Raw genomic sequence first — 22,674 nt, 5'->3', positions numbered from 1 at the left:
CCGTATGAAATGCATATGTCTTTTCAGGATCTTCGTTGTACACTAGAGATAACGCAGAGGGGGTTTTTCCGTGGAGAAAAAGCTAGCAGTCATCGATATCGGATCGAACTCGATTCGAAACGTCATCTTTGAAGTGAACGGGCACGGCCAATATTTCGAACGGCTGAACGTAAAAGAAGTGGCCCGGTTATCGAGTCATATTACCGACGACAATGAACTGTCCGATTCCGGCATCGAGGCGCTCATCGAGACGCTCAACCATTTCCGCTGGTTGAACGATCATCATGGAGTGAAAGAAGTACTGCCGGTCGCGACAGCCGCCATCCGTAACGCCAGCAATTCTGAAGCCATCTTAGAGGAAGTGCGACAGGCGACAGGGATGGAGATTCGACTGTTGAGCGATTATGAAGAAGCCTTTTACGGCTATTCAGCCATCGTCAATTCGACGTATATCGAGGATGGCTATTCGGTCGACATCGGCGGCGGTTCGATGGAAGTGACGTACTTCAAAGACCGTGAACTCGTCTTCTATCACAGTTTTCCATTCGGCGCCGTCACGTTGACCGAAGACTTCATGAAAGGTGACACGCTCTCAAAAGACGAGCGCAAGCAACTGACGTCGTTTTTGAAGAAGTCGTTCAAAGACATCGACTGGCTCGTGCCGCATGGCATTCCGCTCGTCGGAGTCGGAGGGACCGCTCGAAACCTCGTCCGGGTCGAACAGTCGCTGTCGTTGTTCCCGCTCGAAGGCATCCATCAATACACGATCGGAGCTGACCGCTTGCATGAAGTCGTCGATGAGCTCATCGATATGTCGAGTAAACAGTTGGGCCGGCTTGACGGGTTGTCGAAAGACCGAATCGATATCATCGCCCCGGCTGTGACCGCCATCGATGAACTGGCGAAATATTTGAAAGTGCCCGAGTTCATGATGAGCAACAACGGGTTGCGCGAGGGATTATTCTACGAATATTACTTAAAAGAAAACAACCGTGTCCGCTTCGGCGACGTCAAAGAGGAAAGTTTCCGTCACTTCGAGAAACAGTATGACGTCGACCCAATCCGGCACAAACATTTGATTCACTTGGCCCGTCAAATTTATACCGGCCTGATTGAAACAAAGACGATCAAACCGAAACCGTTCGAACCCGGCCTGTTAGAAGGGGCCTGTCGCCTCGCCTACGTCGGGGAATATATCGACCATAACAACAAGAGTGACCACACGTTCCACTTGATCACGACGAACGACTTTAAAGGGATGAACAATGAGGACCGGCTCGCACTCGCCTTGGTGACGTCATATAAATCGCGCCGCCTGCTCGAACAACACATCGAGGGCTTCCCGGAATGGTTCGACTCGAAGATGTTGAAGAGCTTAGAGCTGCTCGGCTCGATCGTCAAACTCGTCGATGCACTCGACTTGACCGAACGTCAAGTCGTCGAGGACATCGACGTCTCTTCGACGGACGAGGGACTCGTTTTCACGCTTCATACGCACAGCTCGCCGCGTTTTGAAGTCCAGCGCGGCATCCGTCATAAAAAACATTTGGAACGTGCCATCGACCAAACGATCGAGTTACGTGTAGAGGAGAGAGATTCATGACCATCTACTTACCCGAACATTTCAATAACCGCGAGCTCAGTTGGCTGAGCTTCAACGAACGCGTCCTCCAAGAAGCGATGGACGAACGCAACCCGCTCATGGAACGGTTGAAGTTTCTCGGCATCTTCAGCTCGAACCTCGACGAGTTTTACATGGTCCGTTTCGGCGGATTGAAAGATGAAGTGCTCGCCGGCTTCAACCGTCCGGAAGACAAGGCCGGATTGACACCGAAACAGCAAATCAAAGCCATCTCTATCAAAGCTCAGGAACTAGTGGAGGTCCAGTACGCGACATATAAGAAAATCGTCAAACAGCTCGCCTCGGAGAACGTCCGCTTCCTACGGCCGAAACATTTGAACAAAGAACAGCTCGACTTCGTCAAGTTATACTTCCGGACCCACGTCTTCCCGGTGTTGACGCCGATTGCCGTCGACGCTTATCGACCGTTCCCGATGCTGTTGTCCAAATCACTCAATATCGCCGTCGAGATCGCCTCGACCGATGAAGGCAAAAAACGGCTCGCCCTCGTCCAAGTACCTGCCGTGTTGCCGCGTTATCTCGAATTGCCGACAGAGGACGAGGACCATACCGATTTGATGTTGCTCGAGGACGTCATCATCCAGTTCATCGACTCGCTGTTCAAAGGTTTTGAAGTCGAGTCGACGATGCCGTTCCGGATCACACGGAACGCGGATATGCCGTTCCATGAGGAAGGAAGCCGCGACGTCCTTAAACAGATTGAAAAAGAGTTGAAGAAACGGCGTTATGGTGTCGCGATACGCCTTGAGGTTCAGCAACGGTCGCTCAGTAAAGAGCTATTGTTCATGCTTCAGGACGTGCTCGACTTGCATGACCGCGACATCTTCCTCGTCGACGGCCCGATCGATTTGACGTTCCTGTTTGGGGTGTATAACAAGATTGGTATCGAATACGATGACATGATCAATGAGACGCTCATCCCGTTCGTCCCAGAAGGACTCGAGCCGGGGAAAGACTTGTTCCAAGCGTTACTCAAACGCGACTATTTGCTCCACCACCCGTACCATTCGTTCGACCCGATCGTCCGCTTCATCGCCCAAGCCGCCAAAGACCCGAACGTGCTCGCCATCAAGCAGACGCTCTATCGTGTCTCTGGTGACTCACCGATTATCAAGGCGTTGACCGACGCCGCCGAGAGCGGGAAACAAGTGACCGTTCTTGTCGAATTGAAGGCCCGGTTCGACGAGGAGAAGAACATCCAATGGGCGAAACAGCTTGAGAAGGCCGGCGCCCACGTCATTTATGGCTATAAGGAGTTGAAGACCCACTCGAAGATCACGCTCGTCGTCCGCATCTTAGAAGGCGGGGTGCTGCAGCGGTTCGTTCATCTCGGTACCGGCAACTATAACGACTCGACCGCCAAACTGTACACAGACATCGGTTTGTTGACGACAAATGAAGAACTCGCCGAAGATGCGACCAACTTCTTCAACTGGCTCTCCGGTTACGGCGAACGCCCGTCATGGCACAAGTTCGAGACGTCACCGGACGACATGCACGACTTCTTCCTTCAAAAGATTGACGAAGAGATTAAACTGCATGAGAAATACGGGAACGGTCGCATCGTCGCCAAGATGAACTCGATCACCGACAAACCAATCATCACAAAACTGTATGACGCCTCACAGGCCGGGGTCAAAATCGATTTGATCATCCGTGGCATCTGTTGTTTACGTCCCGGGATTAAAGGCATCTCGGATAATATCCGCGTCGTGTCCATCATCGACCGGTATTTGGAGCACTCGCGCATCTTCTACTTCTATCAAAACGGGAAAGAAGACTTGTATTGCTCATCAGCCGACTGGATGACGCGCAACATGCGCAAACGGATCGAGATCCTCTTCCCGATTCTTGACGCGGGACACAAGTCATACATCAAAGATATGCTCGCGCTGCAACTCGTCGATAACGTGAAAGCGAGAATCCAGCGTGCTGACGGCAGTTACGTCTATTTGAAACAAGAGGCCGGACAAGAGCGCATCCAATCACAAATCATCATCCATCAATACACGGGCGGACGTTGGAACAACATTCCGAGCGTGTTTGAGCGCGAACCGTCGAACTGGGCCGAACGGGAAGTCCTCCGCTTGCGAGCCGAAAACGAGAAAATGACAGATGACTGATGTTAGACTTCTCAAACGAGAATGAACATTGTATAATGAACTCGGTTACCTGTTAGTTAAGCGTTTTCATTTCGATTATGGAGGAATCATTCATGCAAGAAATCTTATTGTCATTGCTCGCTGGTCTCATTTGTGGCATGATTTTCACGGCCTTGAAGTTGCCGCTCCCTGCCCCGCCGGTCTTACCGGGCGTCATCGGCATCTTCGGTGTGTTTCTTGGGATGAAAGTATATCAATTCGCACTCGCGAACTGGCCCTTTTAATTCAAAAAACGAAGCCCGCGGGCTTCGTTTTTTTTATAGATTATAATGTCTCGCTTTGTGACACGTCGGGCAGAGCCACGTGCCGCTCCCTGCTTCGAGATGATACTCCATCAAACGAATGCCGGTCGGCCCGAAACGGTTCATGTCATCCCCGCACGCTTCACAGATGGCCGTCGGGGCGAGCTGTGACACTGCCTGCTCTTCGGTCAAGTGAGCAGTGAACGTCTCCCGGGTCCACTTGGCAGACGGGACGCGGTACCCTTGCTCCCATTTGGTACGGATGACGGCGTCCGTGTCTTCCTCGTACATACCTGATTGAAGCAACGGATGATGGAAATCAAGACCGACCACGTCGACGAGGCTATACGCCTTCGCCTCTGGTACCGCCTCCGTCCGCCAATAGCGGTCGGCCGGGCGCTTGGTCATCTCGACGAGCATGACTTCGACTTCAGCCACGATACCGTATCCGAGAATCTCAATCCAAGCTGTCCCCTCTTCGAGCCGGCCTTCCACATAGAACGGGCTCGCTTCCTGAAAGTAGATCGGGAGCGCGGACCAGACATCATACTCGTTCGGATCGATTCGGATGATGTTCATCTTACTGGTGCGCGAGCGTGAACTGTTCGCGCCATTCGGCATCGAATCGGTTCGCCCGGAACATCTCGATCTCTTGTTTGTATGGTGCCACTTTCGTCTTCTCACTGATCGGGATATACGGCGTCTCCAAAATTTTTGGCAAGTGGGTGAACGCCTCGTGGTGGATAATCCGGTTCAACGTGTCGAAGCCGATTTCGCCATAGCCGATATTCTCGTGACGATCTTTTTTCGCGCCGCGCACGTTCTTCGAATCGTTGACGTGGATGACGCCGAGACGGTCCAGTCCGACGATTTGGTCGAACTGTTCAATGACACCGTCCAAATCGCCGACGAGGTCATAACCCGCGTCATGAACGTGACATGTGTCGAAACAGACCGAGAGCCGGTCGTTGTGTGTCACCCCGTCGATGATCGTTGCCAGTTCTTCGAACGTCTTGCCGAGTTCGCTGCCTTTTCCAGCCATCGTCTCAAGTGCGATTTTCACGGTCTCGTCACCGGTGAGCACCTCGTTCAAGCCTTCGATGATGCGGGCCAAGCCGACGTCTTCCCCTGCACCGACATGCGCGCCCGGGTGAAGGACGACGTGACGTGCGACTTGGAGCGCTTCGGCCCGTTTGATTTCGGCGGCCAAAAACGAGACGGCGAGTTCGAACGTCTCCGGTTTCGTCGTGTTGCCCAAGTTGATGATATAAGGGGCATGGACGACGATCTCATCGATGTCGTGCGCCGCCATATGGGCGAGCGCCGCCTCGATATTCAAATCCTCGATTGGCTTGCGCCGTGTGTTTTGGGGCGCACCCGTATATACCATCATCGTGTTAGCGCCGTATGAGACGGCTTCTTCACTGCCAGCGAGCAACATTTTCTTACCGGATACAGAAACGTGGGAACCAATTTTTAACATAGTCATTTCTCCTTCATTCTCATCTGTCCTTAGTGTACACAAAAAGAAGAATCGACTCCACGAAGTCGATTCTTCTTTTGCTTAGCGTCGGTTCTTTTTACGAACTTCGCGACGTTCCTTACGTTGGCTCTGCATATGCTCACGTGAGGCCGTCTCTTTCAATTTATACTTGAACTTCTTCTTGTAACCAGGTTTGACCTTTTTCTTCGCCTTCTTGATTTCGCCCGCCATCCGGCTGTGCGCCGTTTGCGAGACTTTCATCTTCCGGTCGGTCGTGCGGCGTTTGCGTGTCTTGATCTCTTGAAGCGATCCGTTCTTCAAATCGACGTGCTTGAACGTGAATCCACGCTCTTCGAGTCGATTGATTGGACCGTTCTCGTGATCTTCATACAGCGTGTACGCTTCGCCAGTCTCACCAGCGCGGCCCGTCCGGCCGACACGGTGCGTATAGAAGTCGAGGTCTTTCGGAATGCCGAAGTTGATGATGTGCGACACACCTTTAATATCGATGCCGCGCGCCGCCAAGTCGGTAGCAATCACGAACTGATATTTCGCGTCGTTGATGTCTTTGATCGCTTGCTTCCGGCGACGGGCTTGCATGTCCCCATGAAGCGTGCCGACGTTGAGTCCCGCCTCGCGGAACGACGTCTCCAACTCATCCGCATCTTGTTTCGTGTTCGTGAACACGAGACAGACGAACGGGTTGATTGCTTTTGCGATGTCGACCGTCAATGCCTTGCGGTCCCGGTGACGGACCGGGATGACGTGATGCTTGATTTTCGGAACGACGCGGTGCTCTTCACTCGCTTCCGCGTAACGCGGGTCATGCAAATATTTCTTCAAGAACGGTTGTAGCTTCTCAGGAATCGTCGCTGAGAAGACCATCGTTTGAAGTTTCTCTGGCAACGACTGCGCGATGCGGTCGACTTCAGGCAAGAAGCCCATGTCGAGCATTTGGTCGGCTTCATCGACGACGAAATGCGTGACTTTGTGCGGGAATAACGCTTGGACTTTCATCAAGTCGAGTAGACGACCTGGTGTCCCGATGATCAGTTGTGGTGGGTTTTTCATCTTGTCGATTTGTCGTTCCCGGTCAGTTCCTCCGACAATCAGACTTGTTTTAATGTAGTCCGGCTGTTTGACGAGGAGTGTTTTCAACTCTTCGTGAATCTGCCAAGCGAGTTCGCGCGTCGGTGCGACGACGATGGCTTGGACCGATTCTTCTTTCGGATCGATTGCTTCTAAAATAGGTAAGAGGAACGCAAGCGTCTTCCCCGTCCCGGTTTGTGATTTCCCAATGATATCGCGGCCATTCATCGCAGCCGGAATAATCCGGGCTTGAATGTCCGTCGGTACTGTGATGCGCTTTTCTGTCAAGGCATCGACGATAAACGGTAACAATTTGAACTGTTGGAAGCTGTTCAATCGATACACCTCCTGTTTCTTTCCACTTTTCCTAGCATAGCGGAATCTAATCATTTGTCAATTAATCTTTTGCGAGCCCTTCGTATAAATAGCTCGACGAATAGTAGTGTGACGCAATTTTCTTGCCGTTCAAATGATGTTCGAGCGCCTTGAATCCGACCTCGATCATTTCGTTCGGTGATTGGACGACGGTCGCATCGACTTTCCCGCTATGAATCAGCGGATAAATGCCGGTCACACCGTCGACCGATACGAGCGTTTTGTCACTGAGGCCATGGCTTTCGAGGGCCCGGACGACACCGAACGTATTGTCATCATTGTGAGAAAAGACGGCATCGAACGGAATACCGGCATCGAGCCACCGAGACATCTCGATCTCGGCTTGGAACGTGTCGTAATTACCCGTGATCGAGGCGACGACTTGCAGGTTGTCGTTGGCCTTGTCATATTCCGTCAACCCGAGGCTCCGGTCGATCGTCGAACGAACTTTGGCGGTCCCTCTCACTTCGACGACACGAATCGGACGGTCGAGCCCGGCGTGTTGGGCGGCGATATGGTTCGCTGCCATCCGGCCGATCTCGACGTTATCGGACATGACCGACGTCAAGACGCTGTCATGGTCGATCATCCGATCGATGGCGATAATCGGAATACCCTCCCGTTCGGCCCGTTCGAGCGATGGGCGGATGAATGCTTCATCGAGCGTCGTCACGAAAATCGCTTCGACCCCGCGGTCGATCAGCGCGTCCAATTTTTCTTTCTCCAGGACACGGGAATCCTCACTCGTCGTCGGGACAGGGATAAAGCCTTTTTGATTCGCCGTCCGGACGAACGCGGCCAACAGTTTATTGGCATGCTCATGCTTTTCACTGACGAATACGAAACCGACTTCATTATTTTCTCTCGCCCGTTCCGGTAATTGGATTGACGTAATCAATAGAATCGATAGCGCCCAGACGATCGGCAGCCAAAGCCAGTAATGTTTGAACCCTTTCGTCATGGGTGCGACCGCCTTGGGATTTTAATCATCATGGCCGTACCTTCTCCTTCAACACTTTCAATTTCCATGTGACCGTTCACGGCTTTCAAGTATTCCCGAATCATGTAGAGCCCTAAGCCGTTGCCGTTCTCTTTCGTTGTATAAAACGCGGACCCGACCGACTTGACTTGAGATTCGGTCATCCCGATCCCATTGTCTTCGATCAAGAAGCGGTAGTCCCGTTCCGTGAATTGAATCGTGACCGTCACGACGCCGTCGGCACCTTTCGTATCGACGGCCTCGACCGCGTTTTTGAACAAGTTATAGATGATTTGGACGAGCATGTCGTTCGAACAGTAAAACGGCGGCATGTCGTTCGGGACGTTCAACTCCCAGTTCGTGACCCGCTTATAGCATTCGGCGTCGAGCAAGAATTCGAGACGTTTCGCAAACTCGGTCATGTCGAGCCACTCTTCTTGTAGCTTCGCCTGGTCGGGCTTCGCGAGCGTGAGCATCGTCGTGATCAAATGGTTGGCCCGATCAAGTTCTGAAAGCGCGAGATCGAGCATGTCGCTGCTACTGTGCCCTTCTTTCACCATCTGCAACGTGATTTGGACCGGCGTGAGCGGATTGCGAATCTCGTGGGCAATCCCTGCCGCGAGCTGTCCGAGCGAGGCGAGCTTCTCTTGCTGCAACAATAGTTGCTGTTGACTGAGCTGTTCGCGTCGGGCCGTCTCCATACGGCGGGAATAATCGTTGTACGTATCGAGCAGCGTCTCGACTTCTTTGGAGCCGGTCCGTTCGAGTTGGATCGGTTCGAGCGACTGTTGTTTCTTGATATTTTGCACAAGTTCAAGCAGCGGACTTGTCAACGTCTTCGACAACAGTAGACCGACCATGATACTCAAGAAGAATGTCACGAGCGTAATCATCAAGTATTGCCAACGCGTCGCGTACACCGCTTCGTAGACCGAATCGGTACTATGCTTTGCAAGGACGCTCCATCCGTTGACACGCGCATCGGGCTCAAACATGAGGACATCGTCTTTCGTACTGAACACCGAACGGACGTCGTAGGCGTCCGTCGCTTCGATGATGGACCGGGACAAACGCCGTTCTGCGTCCGTGACGAGATTGAACGAGGTCGACAATACTTCGCCCCGTTCATTCAACAAGTAGAGAATCATGTCATCATTCGCCGATTCAAGCATCCGACGATATAAATCTGAATTGAGCACGCTGATACTACCGCCGAACATCCCGATCATCCGGTTGTCTTCAAGCACCGGTACGTATAAATACGTCCCGACGTCACCCGAGATCGAAATCGGGTCACTCATAAACAAGTCGTTCCTGCCGCCGGTGAGCACCTCTTTAAATTTCGGATCACTCTTGAGCGTCAGCGCCGGTACTTGGCGTTGCGAGTACCACGTGAACGCATCGCCTTCTAAATCGTAATAAAAAATCGAGGTGAAGCTCGTCCGCTGATTTAAATAACCGGTGCGGATCCGCTCTTCGATATACGTCTCATTCCCGACGTAAGCACCGAGATAGACCAAGTCTTCGTATAGTTTACCGAGCCGCGTCTCCAGGTTTTCAATACTCCCGTCAATCGCGTAGTCGAATTGTTCTTTCGCCAGTTCTTCCGCGCGGGACACCGTCACGCGGTCGGCAGAGAAGGCTAATGAAGAGATGACAAGTCCTAGTATAATGAAGATAATGAATGTAATCTGAAAGAAGTACGATTTTCGAACTTCAAGCAATGTTCTTAGGCGTTCCACGGTGTCCCTCCTTTCTAACCTTAAGATTATAGCATGAATACACGGAAATCTTTTCGTATTTTCGAAACAATGTTAGACTAATACGTATGAAAGCATCGCGAAAGGAGCGTTCCTTACAAAATGAAAGTTAAAAAAATTAGTCCACGCGGATATTGCTACGGCGTCGTCGATGCCATGAAGCTCGCCAACGAAGCTGTGGCCAACCCAGATTTACCGCGTCCTATCCATATACTCGGCATGATTGTCCATAACCGTCATGTCACCCAAGCATTCGAGGAACTCGGCGTCAAGACGGTCGATGGTGAGGATCGAATGAAAGCGCTCGAGACAATTGATCGTGGAACGGTCGTCTTTACCGCCCACGGCATCTCGCCGCTCGTGCGTAAGCGTGCCATTGAGAAAGGCTTGACGATTGTCGATGCCTCGTGCCCGGATGTACTGGTCACCCACGATTTGATTCGCGAAAAGACAGCTGTCGGCTATGAAGTCATCTACATCGGCAAGCATGGCCACCCGGAACCGGAAGGCGCGATGGGCGTCGCTCCAGGAAAAGTTCATCTCGTCCAATACGAGAGTGACTTCGAGGCGCTCCCGGCTCACCTGTATGATGCAAAAATTCTCGTCACGAACCAGACGACGATGAGCCAATGGGACGTCTCGGCCTTGATTGAGATGATTCAAGAACGGTATCCTCATGTCGAGGTCCACAACGAGATCTGTAACGCGACCCAAGTCCGGCAAGAAGCTGTCGCTGAACAAGCCGGTGACTGTGAACTATTGATCGTCGTCGGTGACCCGAAGTCGAACAACTCGAACCGTTTAGCCCAGGTATCGAAAGAGATTGCAGGCACGAACGCCTACCGCATCGGCGACTTGAGCGAACTCGACCTGGCTTGGCTCGAAGGTGTCGAAACGGTCGCCGTCACGTCAGGCGCGTCGACACCGACACCAATCACAAAAAAAGTCATCGACTTCTTGACCCAATATGACCCGCTCGATTTGAGCACGCACGATAAGACGCCATATCTTGAACTGCGCAGCATTCTTCCGAAAGTGAAGGCGCTCCGTAAATGACATGAACCCCCGTCCTCTCCCGAGGACGGGGGTTTTTCGTTTAATCATCAGTAGAAGCGGAACGGGTTTGTATCGGCTTCCGAAACAAACAATTCGACATCGAGTTTCGCACGTTCACACTTCTCGCGCATCACGTCGACGACGCCTTGCTTCATCACGCTCTCCACGTGATGACCTGGATCGACGACGGAAAGTCCGAGCGCCATTGCATCGTGGGCCACATGGAAGTACAGGTCGCCCGTCACATACGCATCCGCACCTTTGAAATGGGCTGCCGATACGTATTTATTCCCGTCCCCGCCGAGCACCGCCACTTTCTCGATGATCCGGTTCGGATCGCCGACGACACGGACGGCTTCGACGTCAAAGCTCGTCTTGACGTGTTCTGCGAACGCGGCGAGTGTGAGAGGCACCTCGAGACGTCCGATACGACCGAGGCCGAACACGGGCCCGTCAATGTCGTCACGAATCAAATCGTAGGCCACCTCTTCGTATGGATGCGCGTCCGTCATCGCCTTAAGCACTCTTTTCTTTTGGCTCTCCGTGACAATCGTCTCGATTTTCACTTCTTCGACACGCTCCGTCTTGCCATGCTGACCGATGTACGGGTCGGACCCGGCAAGCGGAGTAAACTGCCCTTCTCCTGAAACAGTGAACTGGCAGTCCCCATAATCCCCAATTCGGCCGGCGCCGGCACGTCCTAGCGCATCCGAGACGGCGGTCCGATGGGTCACCGGAACGAAGACGGACAGCTTATACACCGGTTCTTCATACGTTGGAATGAGTACCATCGGGTCGACGAGTCCAAGTGCCTGACTCATCCAATCGTTGACCCCGCCCTGACAGACGTCCAAGTTCGTATGGGCGACATAGACGGCAATGTCATGCCGAATGCATTTCATGACGATCCGGCCAGCGGCACTGCGATCGTTCACTTGCGCAAGCGCGCTGAAAATGGGTGGGTGGTGGGCGATAATCAAATCGACGTCTCGCTCGATCGCTTCATCAACGACCGACTCGAGCACGTCTAGCGTCACCATGACTCGTCGTACCGGTTTATTCAACGTACCGATTTGAAGACCAATTTTATCGCCCTCGACCGCGAGATGTTTCGGGGCGAACTCCTCAAACAATTGAATGACATGATTTCCGTTCGCCATCAGTTGCTCACCTCTCTCATTTTGTCACGTAGCGTCTTGAACTCCTCCTGTTTGCGGATGAGCGCTTCGGTTTGGGCACCTGCCGCCATCTGACCGAGCACGTAATCGAGCTTGTCCGCCTCGCGGCCCCATTTCATTTTGAACGCCTCTGGGCGTGTCGTGAGCAAGTACGGTCCGAACATGAGCTGCCACGCGCGTTCTGTGTCATCTAGGCTATAGCATGTCTCCGTGCCACGTTCTCCGACGAGAATCTCGTATACTTTGCCATTCTCTTCAACGATTGATTCCGCGACTAGGACGAATCCTGCGTCGAGCAACCATTCGCGGACGTGTTGCCCGTCCACGTTCGGTTGCAGGACGAGCCGTTCGACCGCACCTAACTTGTCACGGCCGCTCTCTAAAATCGACCGAATCAAACTTCCGCCCATCCCGCAAATCGAGATGCATGTCGCCTCATCTGCTTCGAGGACGGCGAGCCCGTCACCGAGACGGACGTCGATGTTTTCGGTCGCTCCGATGAGCTCGACTTGAGCTTTGGCCGCTTCCATCGGTCCACGGTTCACTTCGCCTGCGATGGCGCGGTCGACGATGCCTTGCTGAACGAGATAGCATGGCACGTAGGCGTGGTCAGAGCCGATGTCCGCCACTACACTGCCTTTCGGAATGAAATCGACGACTTGCTTCAGTCGGCGGTCTAACGTCACTTGTTCTTGCATAGGGACAACTCCTTTTTCTACTTCTTCACTATTAGGGTAACGAATATTTATATCCAGGACAATAAAAAACGTACCCCAGAAGGAGTACGTTTCACCCTTATTGTTCGAGCAACCAAGTCGCGAGTACGTCTGCTTCTTCGGCAGTCGCGAGACCGGCTGGCATTGCACCTTTACCGTTGACGATGATGTTTGTGATCTCTTCCGCCGATAAACGTTCGCCGACGCCTGTCAACGCAGGACCGACGCCACCTTCGAGATTTCCACCGTGGCAACCTGTGCAGCCTTTCGCCGCATACAAGTCTTCCGGGTTCATCTCAGTGACCGACGGACCTTCAGCAGCCTGCTGAGCTTGGTTCACGCCAAAATACGATAATGAGACCATGGCAATGATTGCGACGATTGCGATCGCTGCAAACGGTAACAATGGATTACGCATTGTATTTCCCCCTCATGTTCATTCCAAATTTCTACCCATCACTATTTTACTCAAAAAATAATAAAGAAGGAAGGAAAATCACTCATTTTCCTTCCTTTCTTCTAAAACTTCACATTTTATTCAAAAACACAATTAATCAAGGAAGTCTTTCAAGCGTTTCGAACGGCTCGGGTGACGGAGCTTCCGGAGCGCCTTCGCCTCGATTTGACGAATCCGCTCGCGGGTGACGCCGAACACTTTCCCGACTTCTTCGAGCGTGCGCGTACGGCCATCATCGAGACCGAAACGGAGACGGAGTACGTTTTCTTCGCGGTCCGTGAGCGTGTCGAGCACGTCTTCGAGTTGTTCTTTGAGTAGCTCATAGGCAGCGGCGTCTTGCGGTGCCATCGCATCTTGGTCTTCGATGAAGTCGCCGAGGTGCGAATCATCCTCTTCCCCGATTGGTGTCTCGAGCGAGACAGGCTCTTGGGCGATTTTCAAGATTTCACGCACTTTTTCAGGTGTGAGTTCCATCTCTTTGGCGATTTCTTCAGGTGCCGGTTCGCGCCCGAGGTCTTGCAACAGTTGACGTTGAACACGAATCAACTTGTTGATCGTCTCGACCATGTGGACCGGGATCCGGATTGTCCGAGCTTGGTCGGCGATGGCGCGGGTGATAGCTTGACGAATCCACCACGTCGCGTACGTCGAGAACTTGAACCCTTTCATGTAGTCGAACTTCTCGACGGCTTTAATGAGGCCCATGTTTCCTTCTTGAATCAAGTCAAGGAAGAGCATACCGCGCCCGACATAGCGTTTCGCGATCGATACGACGAGACGGAGGTTGGCTTCGGCAAGACGTTTCTTCGCCTCTTCGTCCCCTTGTTCAATCCGTTTCGCGAGTTCGGTCTCATCTTTCGCACTGAGGAGATCGACGCGGCCGATCTCTTTCAAATACATGCGGACCGGGTCGTTGATCTTAATACCTGGCGGGACGGACAAGTCGTTCAAATCGACCTCTTCGTCCTCTTTTTTGGTTGGTGTTTCTTCGGCATCGGCCGCATCTTCTGTGACGCGGATATCTTTACCTTCTAAGTCTTCAATGAAGTTATCGATAAAGTCCGAATCCACCTCGAAATGGCTGAGGCGATCTTGGATTGCTTGCATGGATACGACGCCTTTTTTCTTACCTAATTTCTCGAGTTCGTCTATGGCGTTAAATAAATCCTCTTTTTTCTTCTCTGCCATCTAGCAGTTCAACTCCTTCCAAACTTCCTTCACGTTCATCGTTCACGAAGACGACGACTCCGGGTAATCAATTCTTGTAACTTGGATGCCTGGTCTACTATACTTTCGGCATCTTGTCCGATTTCCCTTTTCGCTCGTTCGATTTGACGCTGTTCCTCATAACTGTTTATGACCTTAATGTATTCATCTAAAACCTCTTCGGTCAGTTCGTCCGGTGCGGACATGAGCCGAATCTCGGCATACCGATTCGCATAGTCCGGACGTTGGTCACAATACCGTTCCATGAACGGGGGCGCCACTTGTTCGAATTCTTCATGCGTCATGTCCTCCGAGACGATCTCATAGAGGGCCGTCGCCAGCATGCGATGCACTTCGTCCTGATAGGCTAGCCCGAGGCGGTCCCTGACGAAGCGGACCAGCTCCGGACCACTCAGCATGGCCCGAAGCAACAGCTTTTCGGCTTTGACATAACGCGGTTCATTCGTCTTAGATGAACGCCGGCGAACCGGTTCAGCCTCCGGCACTCGTTGGGGTGCGATTTCTTTCGGTCTTGTCGAGGGCATCCGTGACAACAATGTCTCGACTGGAATCTCAAATTCGTCGGCCAACTTTCTCACATATAAATCACGTCGAATCGAATTGTCCGTTTTACTGATTTCCACAAGCATAGATTCAATAAATCGAATCCGTTCTCCTTCTCGATTCATGTTTTTCCCACGCCGTAGCGTCCGGTTCATGAAATCGAGGACGGATAAACGCTCCGATTCGACAAGTCTGTGCCACTGCTCCGCCCCGTTCGTCCGAATATAATCATCCGGGTCGGTCTTCTCAGGTAACATCAGCACCTGGACATCGAGCGGGTAGCCCTCGAGCAAGCGGACGACTTTCATCGTCGCTTCTTGTCCGGCCGTATCACCGTCATAACAGATGATCACTTCTTCGACCATGCGTGCTAACGCACGGGCATGCTGCGTCGAAAACGCCGTCCCGAGCGACGCGACGACTTCCTTCGTCCCGGCTTGCGCGACTTGCAAGACGTCGACGTTCCCTTCCACGAGCACGACCCGTTTTTGCTTTCGCATCGTGGCCCGTGCCTGTGAAAAGCCGAAGAGGAGTTCGCTCTTGTTGAACAAGGGCGTATCCGCCGTGTTGACGTACTTTGGCTGTCGCTCATCGATCGCCCGTCCGCTAAATCCGACGATGGTGCCGTCTCGATCCGCAATCGGAAAGACGACTCTGCCTTCAAACCGGTCAAAATATTCACCGGACCTTGACTTAGAAATCAACCCCGCCTCCACCATGACCTCGAGGTCGAAACCTCTTCGTTCCAGTGAATCAACGGTAAAACGGCGATGATCAGGCGCGTACCCGATCTTATACTGACCGATCGTCGTCTCCTGTAGACCGCGCGCTTGCAAATACGTCAATCCGACTTCGCCCGCTTCGGTCTTCATCAACACTTCATGATACAAATCCGCCACGACACGATGGGCATCGCGCATCTGTTTACGAATGACTTGGTCTCGTGACAACTCCTCATCGCCAGACACCCCGCCCTCGATGGCGATGTTCGCCCGCGTCGCGAGACGTTCAATCGTCTCAGGGAACGACAGACCTTCTGTCTCCATGACGAACGTAAATACGTTCCCGCCGGCTCCACATCCAAAACAATGGTACATCCCTTTTTCCGGGGACACGGAGAACGATGGACTGTTCTCCGAGTGGAACGGACAGAGACCAACGAGGCGATGGCCTTGCTTCTTCAATTCAACGCGTTCACTGATTAAATCAACGATATCTGTGGCTTGTTTCACTTCCGCAATGACTTCATCCGGTATTCGCGGCAACTCGACCACTCCCTATCCAAACTCGCAACGAAACGGAACGCTCACCACGTTCCGTTTCACTGTAATGTCAGTACTCTATTATACCGTTAACACCAGTCGATTACTAATCCGAGTACTCAATCGTCTTTCGATTGGTCGAGCATCCGTAAAATGATGCCTGCCGTCTCTTCGACGGCTTTGTTCGTCACGTCGATGACCTCGCAACCGATTCGTTCGTAAATCCCTCGGGCATACTCGAGTTCACGATTGATGCGTTCGAGTTGGGCGTAGTCGGCCTCCGGTTTCAAACCGAGCGACTTCAACCGTTCCATCCGAATCGAAATCAACTTATCCGGCGAGATGATTAACCCGACGCACTTGTCAGGCGGCAAATCGAACAGTTCTTCCGGCGGGCGTGATTCCGGCACGAGCGGTACGTTGGCGACCTTATACCGCTTCAACGCCAAATATTGTGAGAGCGGCGTCTTGGATGTGCGTGATACGCCGACGAGGACGATATCAGCTTTTTTCAAGCCTCTTGGGTCACGTCCGTCGTCGTACTTGACCGCGAACTCCATCGCTTCGATTTTCCGGAAGTAATCCTCATCGAGACGATAGATGAGTCCCGGTTTCTCGCGCGGACTCTCTCCGAGTTGACCGGCGAGCACGTCGAGTAAGTCGCCGAGCAAGTCGACCGTCTTCACGTCATGCGCTCGTCCGAGTTGGACGAGGAGGGCCCGATGCTCTTCGTTGACCAACGTGAAGGCGATGACTGCTCCTTGGGCACGCGCTTGTGTCACGACATCGTGAATCGTCTGTTCATCTTCCACGAACGGAATTCTAAGCGTCTCAATCGCATTCTCGTGGAACTGGATGCTCGCGGCGCGGACGACGAGTTCACATGTCTCCCCGACCGAATCGCTCACGACAAATACGAGTTGTTTTTGTGTCAGTGTCAAACCAGATTCCTCCTCAGAACGACTCATCGTTGGCGAGTGCGATCAATACTTTCGTCATGTTCGTCTTCGTCATGCGACCGAGCACGATCAGCTTGCCGTCTTTCTCTTCGACGACTGGCATGGCATCGATTTGTTTCTCGATCAGCTTCATCCCGGCCCGAATCAACGTCTCACTCTTCTCGCACACCGTGATGTTCGGCATGCGGGTCATGATGACGTTGACCGGCAATTGATCCAAGTCTTGATTGCCGATGGCGGCCCGAAGTAAGTCTTTACGTGACAAGACACCGACGAGCTCGTTGTCCTTGCCGACGACGAACAGCGAACCGACGTCTTCTAAAAACAAGGTCACGACGGCGTCATACACCGTCATCTCGTCACTGACGACTTTCGCGGACGACATGAAGTCGCCGACCGTCAATGAATCCAATTTTTCCCGAAGCAGGGATGAGTTTCGTTTGCCGACGAACGTGTAGCCGACACGTGGCCGGGCTTCTAGTATTCCAGTCATCGTCAAGATGGCCAGGTCCGGGCGGAGCGTGGCGCGAGTGAGCGACAGCTCTTGCGCGATCTGCTCACCCGTGATCGGTCCGTTGACCCTGACGATCTCAACGATCTTCTGTTGGCGTTCATTCAGCTGCATAGCCAACCCCCTCAAGTTTGGTCAGAGTACGAGCGCGCTAAAGTCGGCGACGCTCTCGATCGTCATGGCGAGTCGTTTCATCTCGCGCAGACGGTTCTCGCGAATCGCTTCAACGTCGCTCATGACCATTGTATTTTCGAAATAAGCGCTAATCGGTTGTTCCAATACGCGCAATGACGCGATCGCTTGATGATAATCCCCATCCTCGACGGCTCGCTCCGTTTCCGGTAGCGTCGCTTCGATGGCGACATGGAGTTCGTTCTCTTCTTTGTTTTCGAACAATGCCGGATCGACCTCTCCAGCCTCACCTTTCTTGGCGATATTGACGACACGCGTCAATTGCTCAATGAGTAGTTTCGCATCGTTTGCGAGCATGGCTTGAACCGCGTCCGCTCGGGCATCGAGCCGGTTGATGGCGAGCTCTGTCGTCAATACGGCGTCGATGACGTCATAACGGACTTGCCGTTCTTGGAGACGATACTTCAGGCGAAGCATGAAGAAGTCTTTTAGTTGCGCCTTGACTTGTTCTTTATCGGCATCATAAAGTCCTGCCTGAAGTTGCGAATCGACAACTTGTGAAAGTAATTTGTCGAGTGGGAGCGCAATCTTCCAATCCGCTAGAATTTGGACGACCCCTTGGGCTTGACGACGAAGCGCGAACGGGTCTTGCGAACCGCTCGGAATCATGCCGATTCCGAAGAATGCAGCGATCGAATCCAATTTATCGGCGAGTGCGAGAACCGCACCCGTTGGCGTCGATGGTGACGCGTCGCCCGCAAAGCGTGGCATATAGTGTTCACGGATGGCCGCGGCCACTTCTTTGTCCTCACCTTGTTGGAGCGCATACTTCTCACCCATCACCCCTTGGAGTTCTGTGAACTCATACACCATTTGGCTGACGAGGTCGAACTTATGGATGGCACCAGCCCGGGCGACTTTGGCTGCATCCGCATTGAACAATGGCGCCAGCGTTCCGGCGAGTTGTTCTACGCGACGGACCTTGTCTCCCGTCGTGCCCAACTTCTCATGGAAGACGATGCGGTCGAGACGGACGAGTTGATCGTCAATCTTCGTCTTTTGGTCTTCCTCATAGAAGAAGACGGCGTCTGCCAAGCGGGCCCGGATGACCTTCTCGTTCCCTTTGGCCACGTTTTGAAGATGGTCTGCGTTCCCGTTACGGACGGTCACGAAATAGTTTTTAAGCGTTTCACCGATATAGACCGGGAAATAGCGTTGGTGCTCTTTCATCGTCGTGATCAATACTTCTTCCGGAAGTTCGAGATAGCTTGCATCGAATTCACCGAACAGCGCAGTCGGCCATTCGACGAGGTTCGTCACTTCCTCGAGCAATGAGGCGTCGAGCGGAACCGTCCACCCTTGTTCTGAAGCCAACTCGTCGATTTGACGCTCGATGCGGGCCTTACGGTCTTCATATGACGCGACGACGAATTCGCGTTCGAGCGTCTCGGCGTAGGCGGCCGGCTCGGCGATCGTGACGTCACCTTTACTCAAGAAGCGGTGACCACGTGTCACGTTTCCTGTTTTTACGCCTTCGATTTCAAAATCGATTTGCTCGGCACCGAACAACGCGACGAGCCAACGAATCGGACGCATGTAGCGGAGACTGCTCGTGCCCCACTTCATGTTTTTCGGGAACGTCATACCACGGACGACGTCTTCGAGTGCCGGAAGCAGCGTGCTCGTCGCCTGACCTGACTCGTGACGGTCTGCGAACACGTACTCGACACCTTTCTCTTCAGCGAAGTACAAGTCGTCGACCGAGAGACCGCGGCCACGGGCAAACCCAGCGGCTGCTTTCGACCAGTTTCCTTCAGCGTCTTGAGCGATCTTTTTCGCCGGTCCGCGAAGCGTCTCCGTCAAGTCTTGTTGCTTCTCTTCGACGTCTTTGACAAGAACGGCGAGACGGCGCGGTGTTGAATAGACGGTCAATGTCCCGAACTGGACACGGGCGTCCGTCAAGAAGGCGGTCACACGCTCTGCCAATTGTTTCTCCGAACGGAGGACGTATTGCGCTGGTAATTCTTCAAGTCCGATTTCTAATAAAAGGTCACGCATCAAGGTCACCTGCTTTCTCTTGGTTCAAAAGTGGGAAACCGAGACGTTCCCGCTCTTCGATAAATTTGGCAGCACACGCACGGGACATGTTGCGGACACGTTGGATGAAACCGGTCCGTTCCGTCACCGAGATGGCGCCTTTCGCATCGAGTAGGTTGAACGTATGCGAACATTTGAGGATATAGTCGTAAGCCGGGAAGACGAGGTTCTCGTCAAGGGCACGCTTCGCTTCTTTTTCGTACGTATCGAACAACGTGAACAACATGTCGACGTCTGAAAGTTCGAACGTATATTTTGAGTGTTCATACTCGGGCTGGTAGAAGATGTCCCCATACTTGAATCCGTCCGTCCAGACGAGGTCAAACACGCTCTCGACTTCTTGGATGTACGACGCGAGACGTTCGAGACCGTATGTGATCTCGACGGCGATCGGGTCACACTCGATACCACCGACTTGTTGGAAATACGTGAACTGGGTGATCTCCATCCCGTTCAACCAAACTTCCCAACCTAGACCGGCCGCGCCGAACGTCGGGTTTTCCCAGTTGTCTTCGACGAAACGGATATCGTGCTCGAGTGGGTTGATTCCGATCAACTCTAAACTTTCTAAGTAAAGCTCTTGGATGTTGCTCGGTGACGGCTTCATGATGACTTGGAACTGATGATGCTGATACAAACGGTTCGGGTTTTCTCCGTACCGTCCATCCGCCGGACGACGTGACGGCTCCGTGTAACAGACGTTCCACGGCTCTGGTCCGAGACTCCGTAAGAACGTCATCGGGTTCATCGTACCGGCCCCTTTCTCAACGTCATACGCTTGCATTGTCAAGCAGCCTTTCGACGCCCAGAAATTTTGTAACGTCAAAATAATTTCTTGCACGGTCATGTGCTTCATATGTGACACCTCCAAAAGTATTGAAACGACAAAAAACGCCCCTATGTGCCATGCACATAGGGACGGGATTACCCGCGGTTCCACCCTACTTGCCTCGAGATGAGGCCACTCTTTGGATTGTGGGCGCTCCGGAATTGCCATTCACTTCCCCCTGGCGTTCGGCTCCCACCTCCCCGAACTCGCTGTACCCATGGCGTAAAAGCTACTCGTTCCCTTCATTGCGCACGCTATTTCATTTGTCTAATCGTAGATTATGGTATCGAATCTTGTCGAAAAAGTCAATCATCGTTCAAGTAAAGGCGCTGCATTTGATCGAGGACACGTTTCGTCTTCAGCCGCAAGCCACTGTATGATTCCATATAGGCGTCGAACAGCTGCCTGAGCAGAATCCGCGTCTCTTTTGTGAGCGGGACGTTACTGAATTCGGACAGCTCGTGTCGGCTCATCAAATAGAGGAGCTTCGCTAGACGTTCGCTCATGCGGGCCGACCCTTCTTCTTGGTGACGCGAGCAAAGAAAACCACCGGCCGCCACTGAAAAATACATCGGGTCGGTCACATCGTTGCAACGGATGCACCCGGTCAAAACGGGTGCGACCCCGAGCAAGTGCAAAATGCGCAGTTCAAAGTGGTGCGTGATCACATCCGGGTCCATCCCTGCATTGAGCGCCTGCAGGGCGTCATTCAAGATGCGATAGAGCGGGCGGTTCGGCACCCGGTCCTCGACGGTACGGTCGACGAGCTCGAGCCAGTACATGGCGTACGCCATGCGCTCGACGTCTTTCCGGATTTCCGGATAGGACGTGATCACATCCGACGACTTCAGTTGACCGAGGCCACGGCTCGCCGGGAAAATATACACCGCCTCGACGAAAGGCTGGCTCGACGCATGCAGGCGACTGCCCGGCTTTTTCGCACCGCGCGCCATGACGGCGACTTTCCCGAGTTCTTCGGTGAACAACGTGACGACTTTGTTCGATTCCCCGTAATTGACCGTCCGAATGACGATTCCCGTGACCTTTTGCAACATGGCTTAATACTCGTCGTCGCGGAAACCGAGGTCGCGGAGTTGACCCATCTTGTTACGCCAATCTTTTTGTACTTTCACCCATAGGTTCAAATACACTTTTGTCCCGAGGAGTGCCTCGATGTCGTGGCGTGCTTCTGTCCCGATTTCGCGGAGCATCGCACCTTTTTTGCCGATGACGATTCCTTTTTGCGAATCACGCTCGACCATGATCACGGCCTCGACATCAATCATTTCCGAGTTTTCCCGTTTCTTGATCGATTCAATGGCGACCGCGATTGAGTGCGGCACTTCATCACGCGTCTTATGGAGCACTTTCTCGCGAATCAATTCAGAGATGATGAACCGTTCCGGGTGGTCGGTCACTTGGTCGGCCGGGTAATACATCGGTCCTTCCGGGAGCAACTTTTTGATTTCTTTAAGAAGCGGTTCGACGTTATTGCCTTGAAGTGCCGAGATCGGGACATACGCCGCGAAATCGAGTTGGTTCGTATACTGCTCGATGACAGCCGGAATCTCGTCCGGATGAATCAAATCGATTTTGTTCATGACGAGGATGATTGGCGTATCGAGCCCTTTTAACTTCTCGATGATGAACTCATCGCCGGCGCCTCGCGGTTCCGTGACGTTGACCATGAAGAGGATCGCGTCGACTTCACGGAGTGCGTTCGTCGCGACTTTCATCATGAAATCGCCGAGACGGTGTTTCGGCTTATGAATCCCTGGCGTGTCGATAAAGATGATTTGCGAATCATCCGTCGTATATACACCTTGGACCTTGTTGCGCGTCGTCTGCGGCTTGTCTGACATGATGGCAATCTTTTGTCCGATGACCCGATTCAAGAACGTCGATTTCCCGACGTTCGGACGACCGATGATGGACACAAACCCTGATTTAAAATCTTCTTGATACATAGTGCACC

The 22,674-nt window shown here is 52.8% G+C and carries 20 protein-coding genes; 4 read left to right on the top strand and 16 right to left on the bottom strand.

Annotated elements, in window-relative coordinates; all coding sequences use genetic code 11:
- Nucleotides 1–70 precede the first annotated feature (70 nt).
- From KNP75_RS05100 to KNP75_RS05090, 3 genes are all read left to right on the top strand, one after another.
- The gene (locus KNP75_RS05100) at nucleotides 71–1,603 is read left to right on the top strand and encodes a Ppx/GppA phosphatase family protein (protein ID WP_214753098.1); all 1,533 of its coding nucleotides are present in this window, start codon (nucleotides 71–73) and stop codon (nucleotides 1,601–1,603) included.
- Entirely contained in the window at nucleotides 1,600–3,765 is a 2,166-nt protein-coding gene (locus KNP75_RS05095) for an RNA degradosome polyphosphate kinase (protein ID WP_034778078.1), read from the top strand. Before KNP75_RS05100 ends, KNP75_RS05095 begins: the two co-directional genes overlap by 4 nt.
- A 92-nt stretch (nucleotides 3,766–3,857) precedes the next feature.
- The gene (locus KNP75_RS05090) at nucleotides 3,858–4,028 is read left to right on the top strand and encodes a DUF1427 family protein (protein ID WP_021065708.1); all 171 of its coding nucleotides are present in this window, start codon (nucleotides 3,858–3,860) and stop codon (nucleotides 4,026–4,028) included.
- 33 nt (nucleotides 4,029–4,061) lie between these two features.
- Here KNP75_RS05090 and KNP75_RS05085 read toward each other — a convergent pair whose 3' ends face one another.
- From KNP75_RS05085 to KNP75_RS05065, 5 genes are all read right to left on the bottom strand, one after another.
- Nucleotides 4,062–4,667: a hypothetical protein gene (locus tag KNP75_RS05085; RefSeq protein WP_235420206.1), complete on the bottom strand. Its 606-nt coding sequence runs from the start codon at nucleotides 4,665–4,667 to the stop codon at nucleotides 4,062–4,064.
- On the bottom strand, nucleotides 4,627–5,529 hold the full coding sequence (locus tag KNP75_RS05080; protein WP_034778080.1) for a deoxyribonuclease IV: 903 nt from the start codon (nucleotides 5,527–5,529) through the stop codon (nucleotides 4,627–4,629). Before KNP75_RS05080 ends, KNP75_RS05085 begins: the two co-directional genes overlap by 41 nt.
- Nucleotides 5,530–5,610: 81 nt before the next feature.
- Nucleotides 5,611–6,963: a DEAD/DEAH box helicase gene (locus tag KNP75_RS05075; RefSeq protein ID WP_353047329.1), complete on the bottom strand. Its 1,353-nt coding sequence runs from the start codon at nucleotides 6,961–6,963 to the stop codon at nucleotides 5,611–5,613.
- Nucleotides 6,964–7,015: 52 nt separating this feature from the next.
- Nucleotides 7,016–7,954: a sugar ABC transporter substrate-binding protein gene (locus KNP75_RS05070; RefSeq protein WP_034778085.1), complete on the bottom strand. Its 939-nt coding sequence runs from the start codon at nucleotides 7,952–7,954 to the stop codon at nucleotides 7,016–7,018.
- Nucleotides 7,951–9,714 (bottom strand): sensor histidine kinase, encoded by a 1,764-nt coding sequence (locus tag KNP75_RS05065; protein ID WP_138859231.1) that lies wholly within the window; start codon nucleotides 9,712–9,714, stop codon nucleotides 7,951–7,953. The genes KNP75_RS05070 and KNP75_RS05065 overlap by 4 nt, the downstream gene beginning before the upstream one ends.
- A gap of 120 nt (nucleotides 9,715–9,834) precedes the next feature.
- On the opposite strand from KNP75_RS05065, the gene KNP75_RS05060 reads away from it, so the two are divergent.
- A complete protein-coding gene (locus tag KNP75_RS05060) occupies nucleotides 9,835–10,788 on the top strand; it encodes a 4-hydroxy-3-methylbut-2-enyl diphosphate reductase (RefSeq protein ID WP_214753094.1) in 954 nt (317 codons plus the stop codon).
- Between the two features lie 47 nt (nucleotides 10,789–10,835).
- On the opposite strand, the gene KNP75_RS05055 is transcribed toward KNP75_RS05060, so the two are convergent.
- From KNP75_RS05055 to era, 11 genes are all read right to left on the bottom strand, one after another.
- Complete coding sequence (locus tag KNP75_RS05055; protein ID WP_215189979.1) at nucleotides 10,836–11,948, bottom strand: Nif3-like dinuclear metal center hexameric protein; 1,113 nt, start codon at nucleotides 11,946–11,948, stop codon at nucleotides 10,836–10,838.
- Nucleotides 11,948–12,664: a tRNA (adenine(22)-N(1))-methyltransferase gene (locus KNP75_RS05050; protein WP_215189978.1), complete on the bottom strand. Its 717-nt coding sequence runs from the start codon at nucleotides 12,662–12,664 to the stop codon at nucleotides 11,948–11,950. The genes KNP75_RS05055 and KNP75_RS05050 overlap by 1 nt, the downstream gene beginning before the upstream one ends.
- A gap of 97 nt (nucleotides 12,665–12,761) precedes the next feature.
- On the bottom strand, nucleotides 12,762–13,100 hold the full coding sequence (cccA, locus tag KNP75_RS05045; RefSeq protein WP_021065699.1) for a cytochrome c550: 339 nt from the start codon (nucleotides 13,098–13,100) through the stop codon (nucleotides 12,762–12,764).
- A 132-nt stretch (nucleotides 13,101–13,232) separates the two neighbouring features.
- The gene (rpoD, locus tag KNP75_RS05040; protein ID WP_034778096.1) at nucleotides 13,233–14,327 is read right to left on the bottom strand and encodes an RNA polymerase sigma factor RpoD; all 1,095 of its coding nucleotides are present in this window, start codon (nucleotides 14,325–14,327) and stop codon (nucleotides 13,233–13,235) included.
- A 35-nt stretch (nucleotides 14,328–14,362) separates the two neighbouring features.
- Complete coding sequence (dnaG, locus tag KNP75_RS05035; RefSeq protein ID WP_353049019.1) at nucleotides 14,363–16,183, bottom strand: DNA primase; 1,821 nt, start codon at nucleotides 16,181–16,183, stop codon at nucleotides 14,363–14,365.
- Nucleotides 16,184–16,290: 107 nt separating this feature from the next.
- Nucleotides 16,291–17,139, bottom strand: coding sequence for a pyruvate, water dikinase regulatory protein (locus KNP75_RS05030; RefSeq protein WP_052090136.1), 849 nt, complete (start codon nucleotides 17,137–17,139; stop codon nucleotides 16,291–16,293).
- Nucleotides 17,126–17,755, bottom strand: a complete 630-nt coding sequence (gene ccpN, locus KNP75_RS05025; RefSeq protein WP_034778102.1) for a transcriptional regulator CcpN — start codon at nucleotides 17,753–17,755, stop codon at nucleotides 17,126–17,128. The genes KNP75_RS05030 and ccpN overlap by 14 nt, the downstream gene beginning before the upstream one ends.
- 21 nt (nucleotides 17,756–17,776) lie before the next feature.
- Complete coding sequence (gene glyS, locus KNP75_RS05020) at nucleotides 17,777–19,831, bottom strand: glycine--tRNA ligase subunit beta (RefSeq protein ID WP_215189976.1); 2,055 nt, start codon at nucleotides 19,829–19,831, stop codon at nucleotides 17,777–17,779.
- Nucleotides 19,824–20,717, bottom strand: a complete 894-nt coding sequence (glyQ, locus tag KNP75_RS05015; RefSeq protein ID WP_483299394.1) for a glycine--tRNA ligase subunit alpha — start codon at nucleotides 20,715–20,717, stop codon at nucleotides 19,824–19,826. Before glyQ ends, glyS begins: the two co-directional genes overlap by 8 nt.
- A 287-nt stretch (nucleotides 20,718–21,004) precedes the next feature.
- The gene (gene recO, locus KNP75_RS05010; protein ID WP_034778111.1) at nucleotides 21,005–21,754 is read right to left on the bottom strand and encodes a DNA repair protein RecO; all 750 of its coding nucleotides are present in this window, start codon (nucleotides 21,752–21,754) and stop codon (nucleotides 21,005–21,007) included.
- Nucleotides 21,755–21,757: 3 nt separating this feature from the next.
- On the bottom strand, nucleotides 21,758–22,666 hold the full coding sequence (gene era / locus KNP75_RS05005; RefSeq protein ID WP_029595225.1) for a GTPase Era: 909 nt from the start codon (nucleotides 22,664–22,666) through the stop codon (nucleotides 21,758–21,760).
- Nucleotides 22,667–22,674: the final 8 nt, after the last annotated feature.

The sequence above is a fragment of the Exiguobacterium sp. s6 genome (assembly GCF_018618155.1).
GTDB classification, from domain to species: domain Bacteria; phylum Bacillota; class Bacilli; order Exiguobacteriales; family Exiguobacteriaceae; genus Exiguobacterium; species Exiguobacterium mexicanum_A.
This window is presented reverse-complemented; position numbering and strand designations above follow the sequence as displayed.

What these genes read in the sequence shown, in the direction of transcription:
- KNP75_RS05095 (WP_034778078.1), top strand. Translation starts at nt 1,600, where the DNA reads ATGACCATCTACTTACCCGAACATTTCAATAACCGCGAGCTCAGTTGG.
- ccpN (WP_034778102.1), bottom strand. Translation starts at nt 17,755, where the DNA reads ATGCAGCTGAATGAACGCCAACAGAAGATCGTTGAGATCGTCAGGGTC.
- KNP75_RS05070 (WP_034778085.1), bottom strand. Translation starts at nt 7,954, where the DNA reads ATGACGAAAGGGTTCAAACATTACTGGCTTTGGCTGCCGATCGTCTGG.
- cccA (WP_021065699.1), bottom strand. Translation starts at nt 13,100, where the DNA reads ATGCGTAATCCATTGTTACCGTTTGCAGCGATCGCAATCGTCGCAATC.
- glyQ (WP_483299394.1), bottom strand. Translation starts at nt 20,717, where the DNA reads ATGACCGTGCAAGAAATTATTTTGACGTTACAAAATTTCTGGGCGTCG.
- KNP75_RS05085 (WP_235420206.1), bottom strand. Translation starts at nt 4,667, where the DNA reads ATGCCGAATGGCGCGAACAGTTCACGCTCGCGCACCAGTAAGATGAAC.
- glyS (WP_215189976.1), bottom strand. Translation starts at nt 19,831, where the DNA reads ATGCGTGACCTTTTATTAGAAATCGGACTTGAAGAATTACCAGCGCAA.
- KNP75_RS05030 (WP_052090136.1), bottom strand. Translation starts at nt 17,139, where the DNA reads ATGAGTCGTTCTGAGGAGGAATCTGGTTTGACACTGACACAAAAACAA.
- KNP75_RS05080 (WP_034778080.1), bottom strand. Translation starts at nt 5,529, where the DNA reads ATGTTAAAAATTGGTTCCCACGTTTCTGTATCCGGTAAGAAAATGTTG.
- rpoD (WP_034778096.1), bottom strand. Translation starts at nt 14,327, where the DNA reads ATGGCAGAGAAGAAAAAAGAGGATTTATTTAACGCCATAGACGAACTC.
- KNP75_RS05050 (WP_215189978.1), bottom strand. Translation starts at nt 12,664, where the DNA reads ATGCAAGAACAAGTGACGTTAGACCGCCGACTGAAGCAAGTCGTCGAT.
- KNP75_RS05090 (WP_021065708.1), top strand. Translation starts at nt 3,858, where the DNA reads ATGCAAGAAATCTTATTGTCATTGCTCGCTGGTCTCATTTGTGGCATG.
- recO (WP_034778111.1), bottom strand. Translation starts at nt 21,754, where the DNA reads ATGTTGCAAAAGGTCACGGGAATCGTCATTCGGACGGTCAATTACGGG.
- era (WP_029595225.1), bottom strand. Translation starts at nt 22,666, where the DNA reads ATGTATCAAGAAGATTTTAAATCAGGGTTTGTGTCCATCATCGGTCGT.
- KNP75_RS05060 (WP_214753094.1), top strand. Translation starts at nt 9,835, where the DNA reads ATGAAAGTTAAAAAAATTAGTCCACGCGGATATTGCTACGGCGTCGTC.
- KNP75_RS05055 (WP_215189979.1), bottom strand. Translation starts at nt 11,948, where the DNA reads ATGGCGAACGGAAATCATGTCATTCAATTGTTTGAGGAGTTCGCCCCG.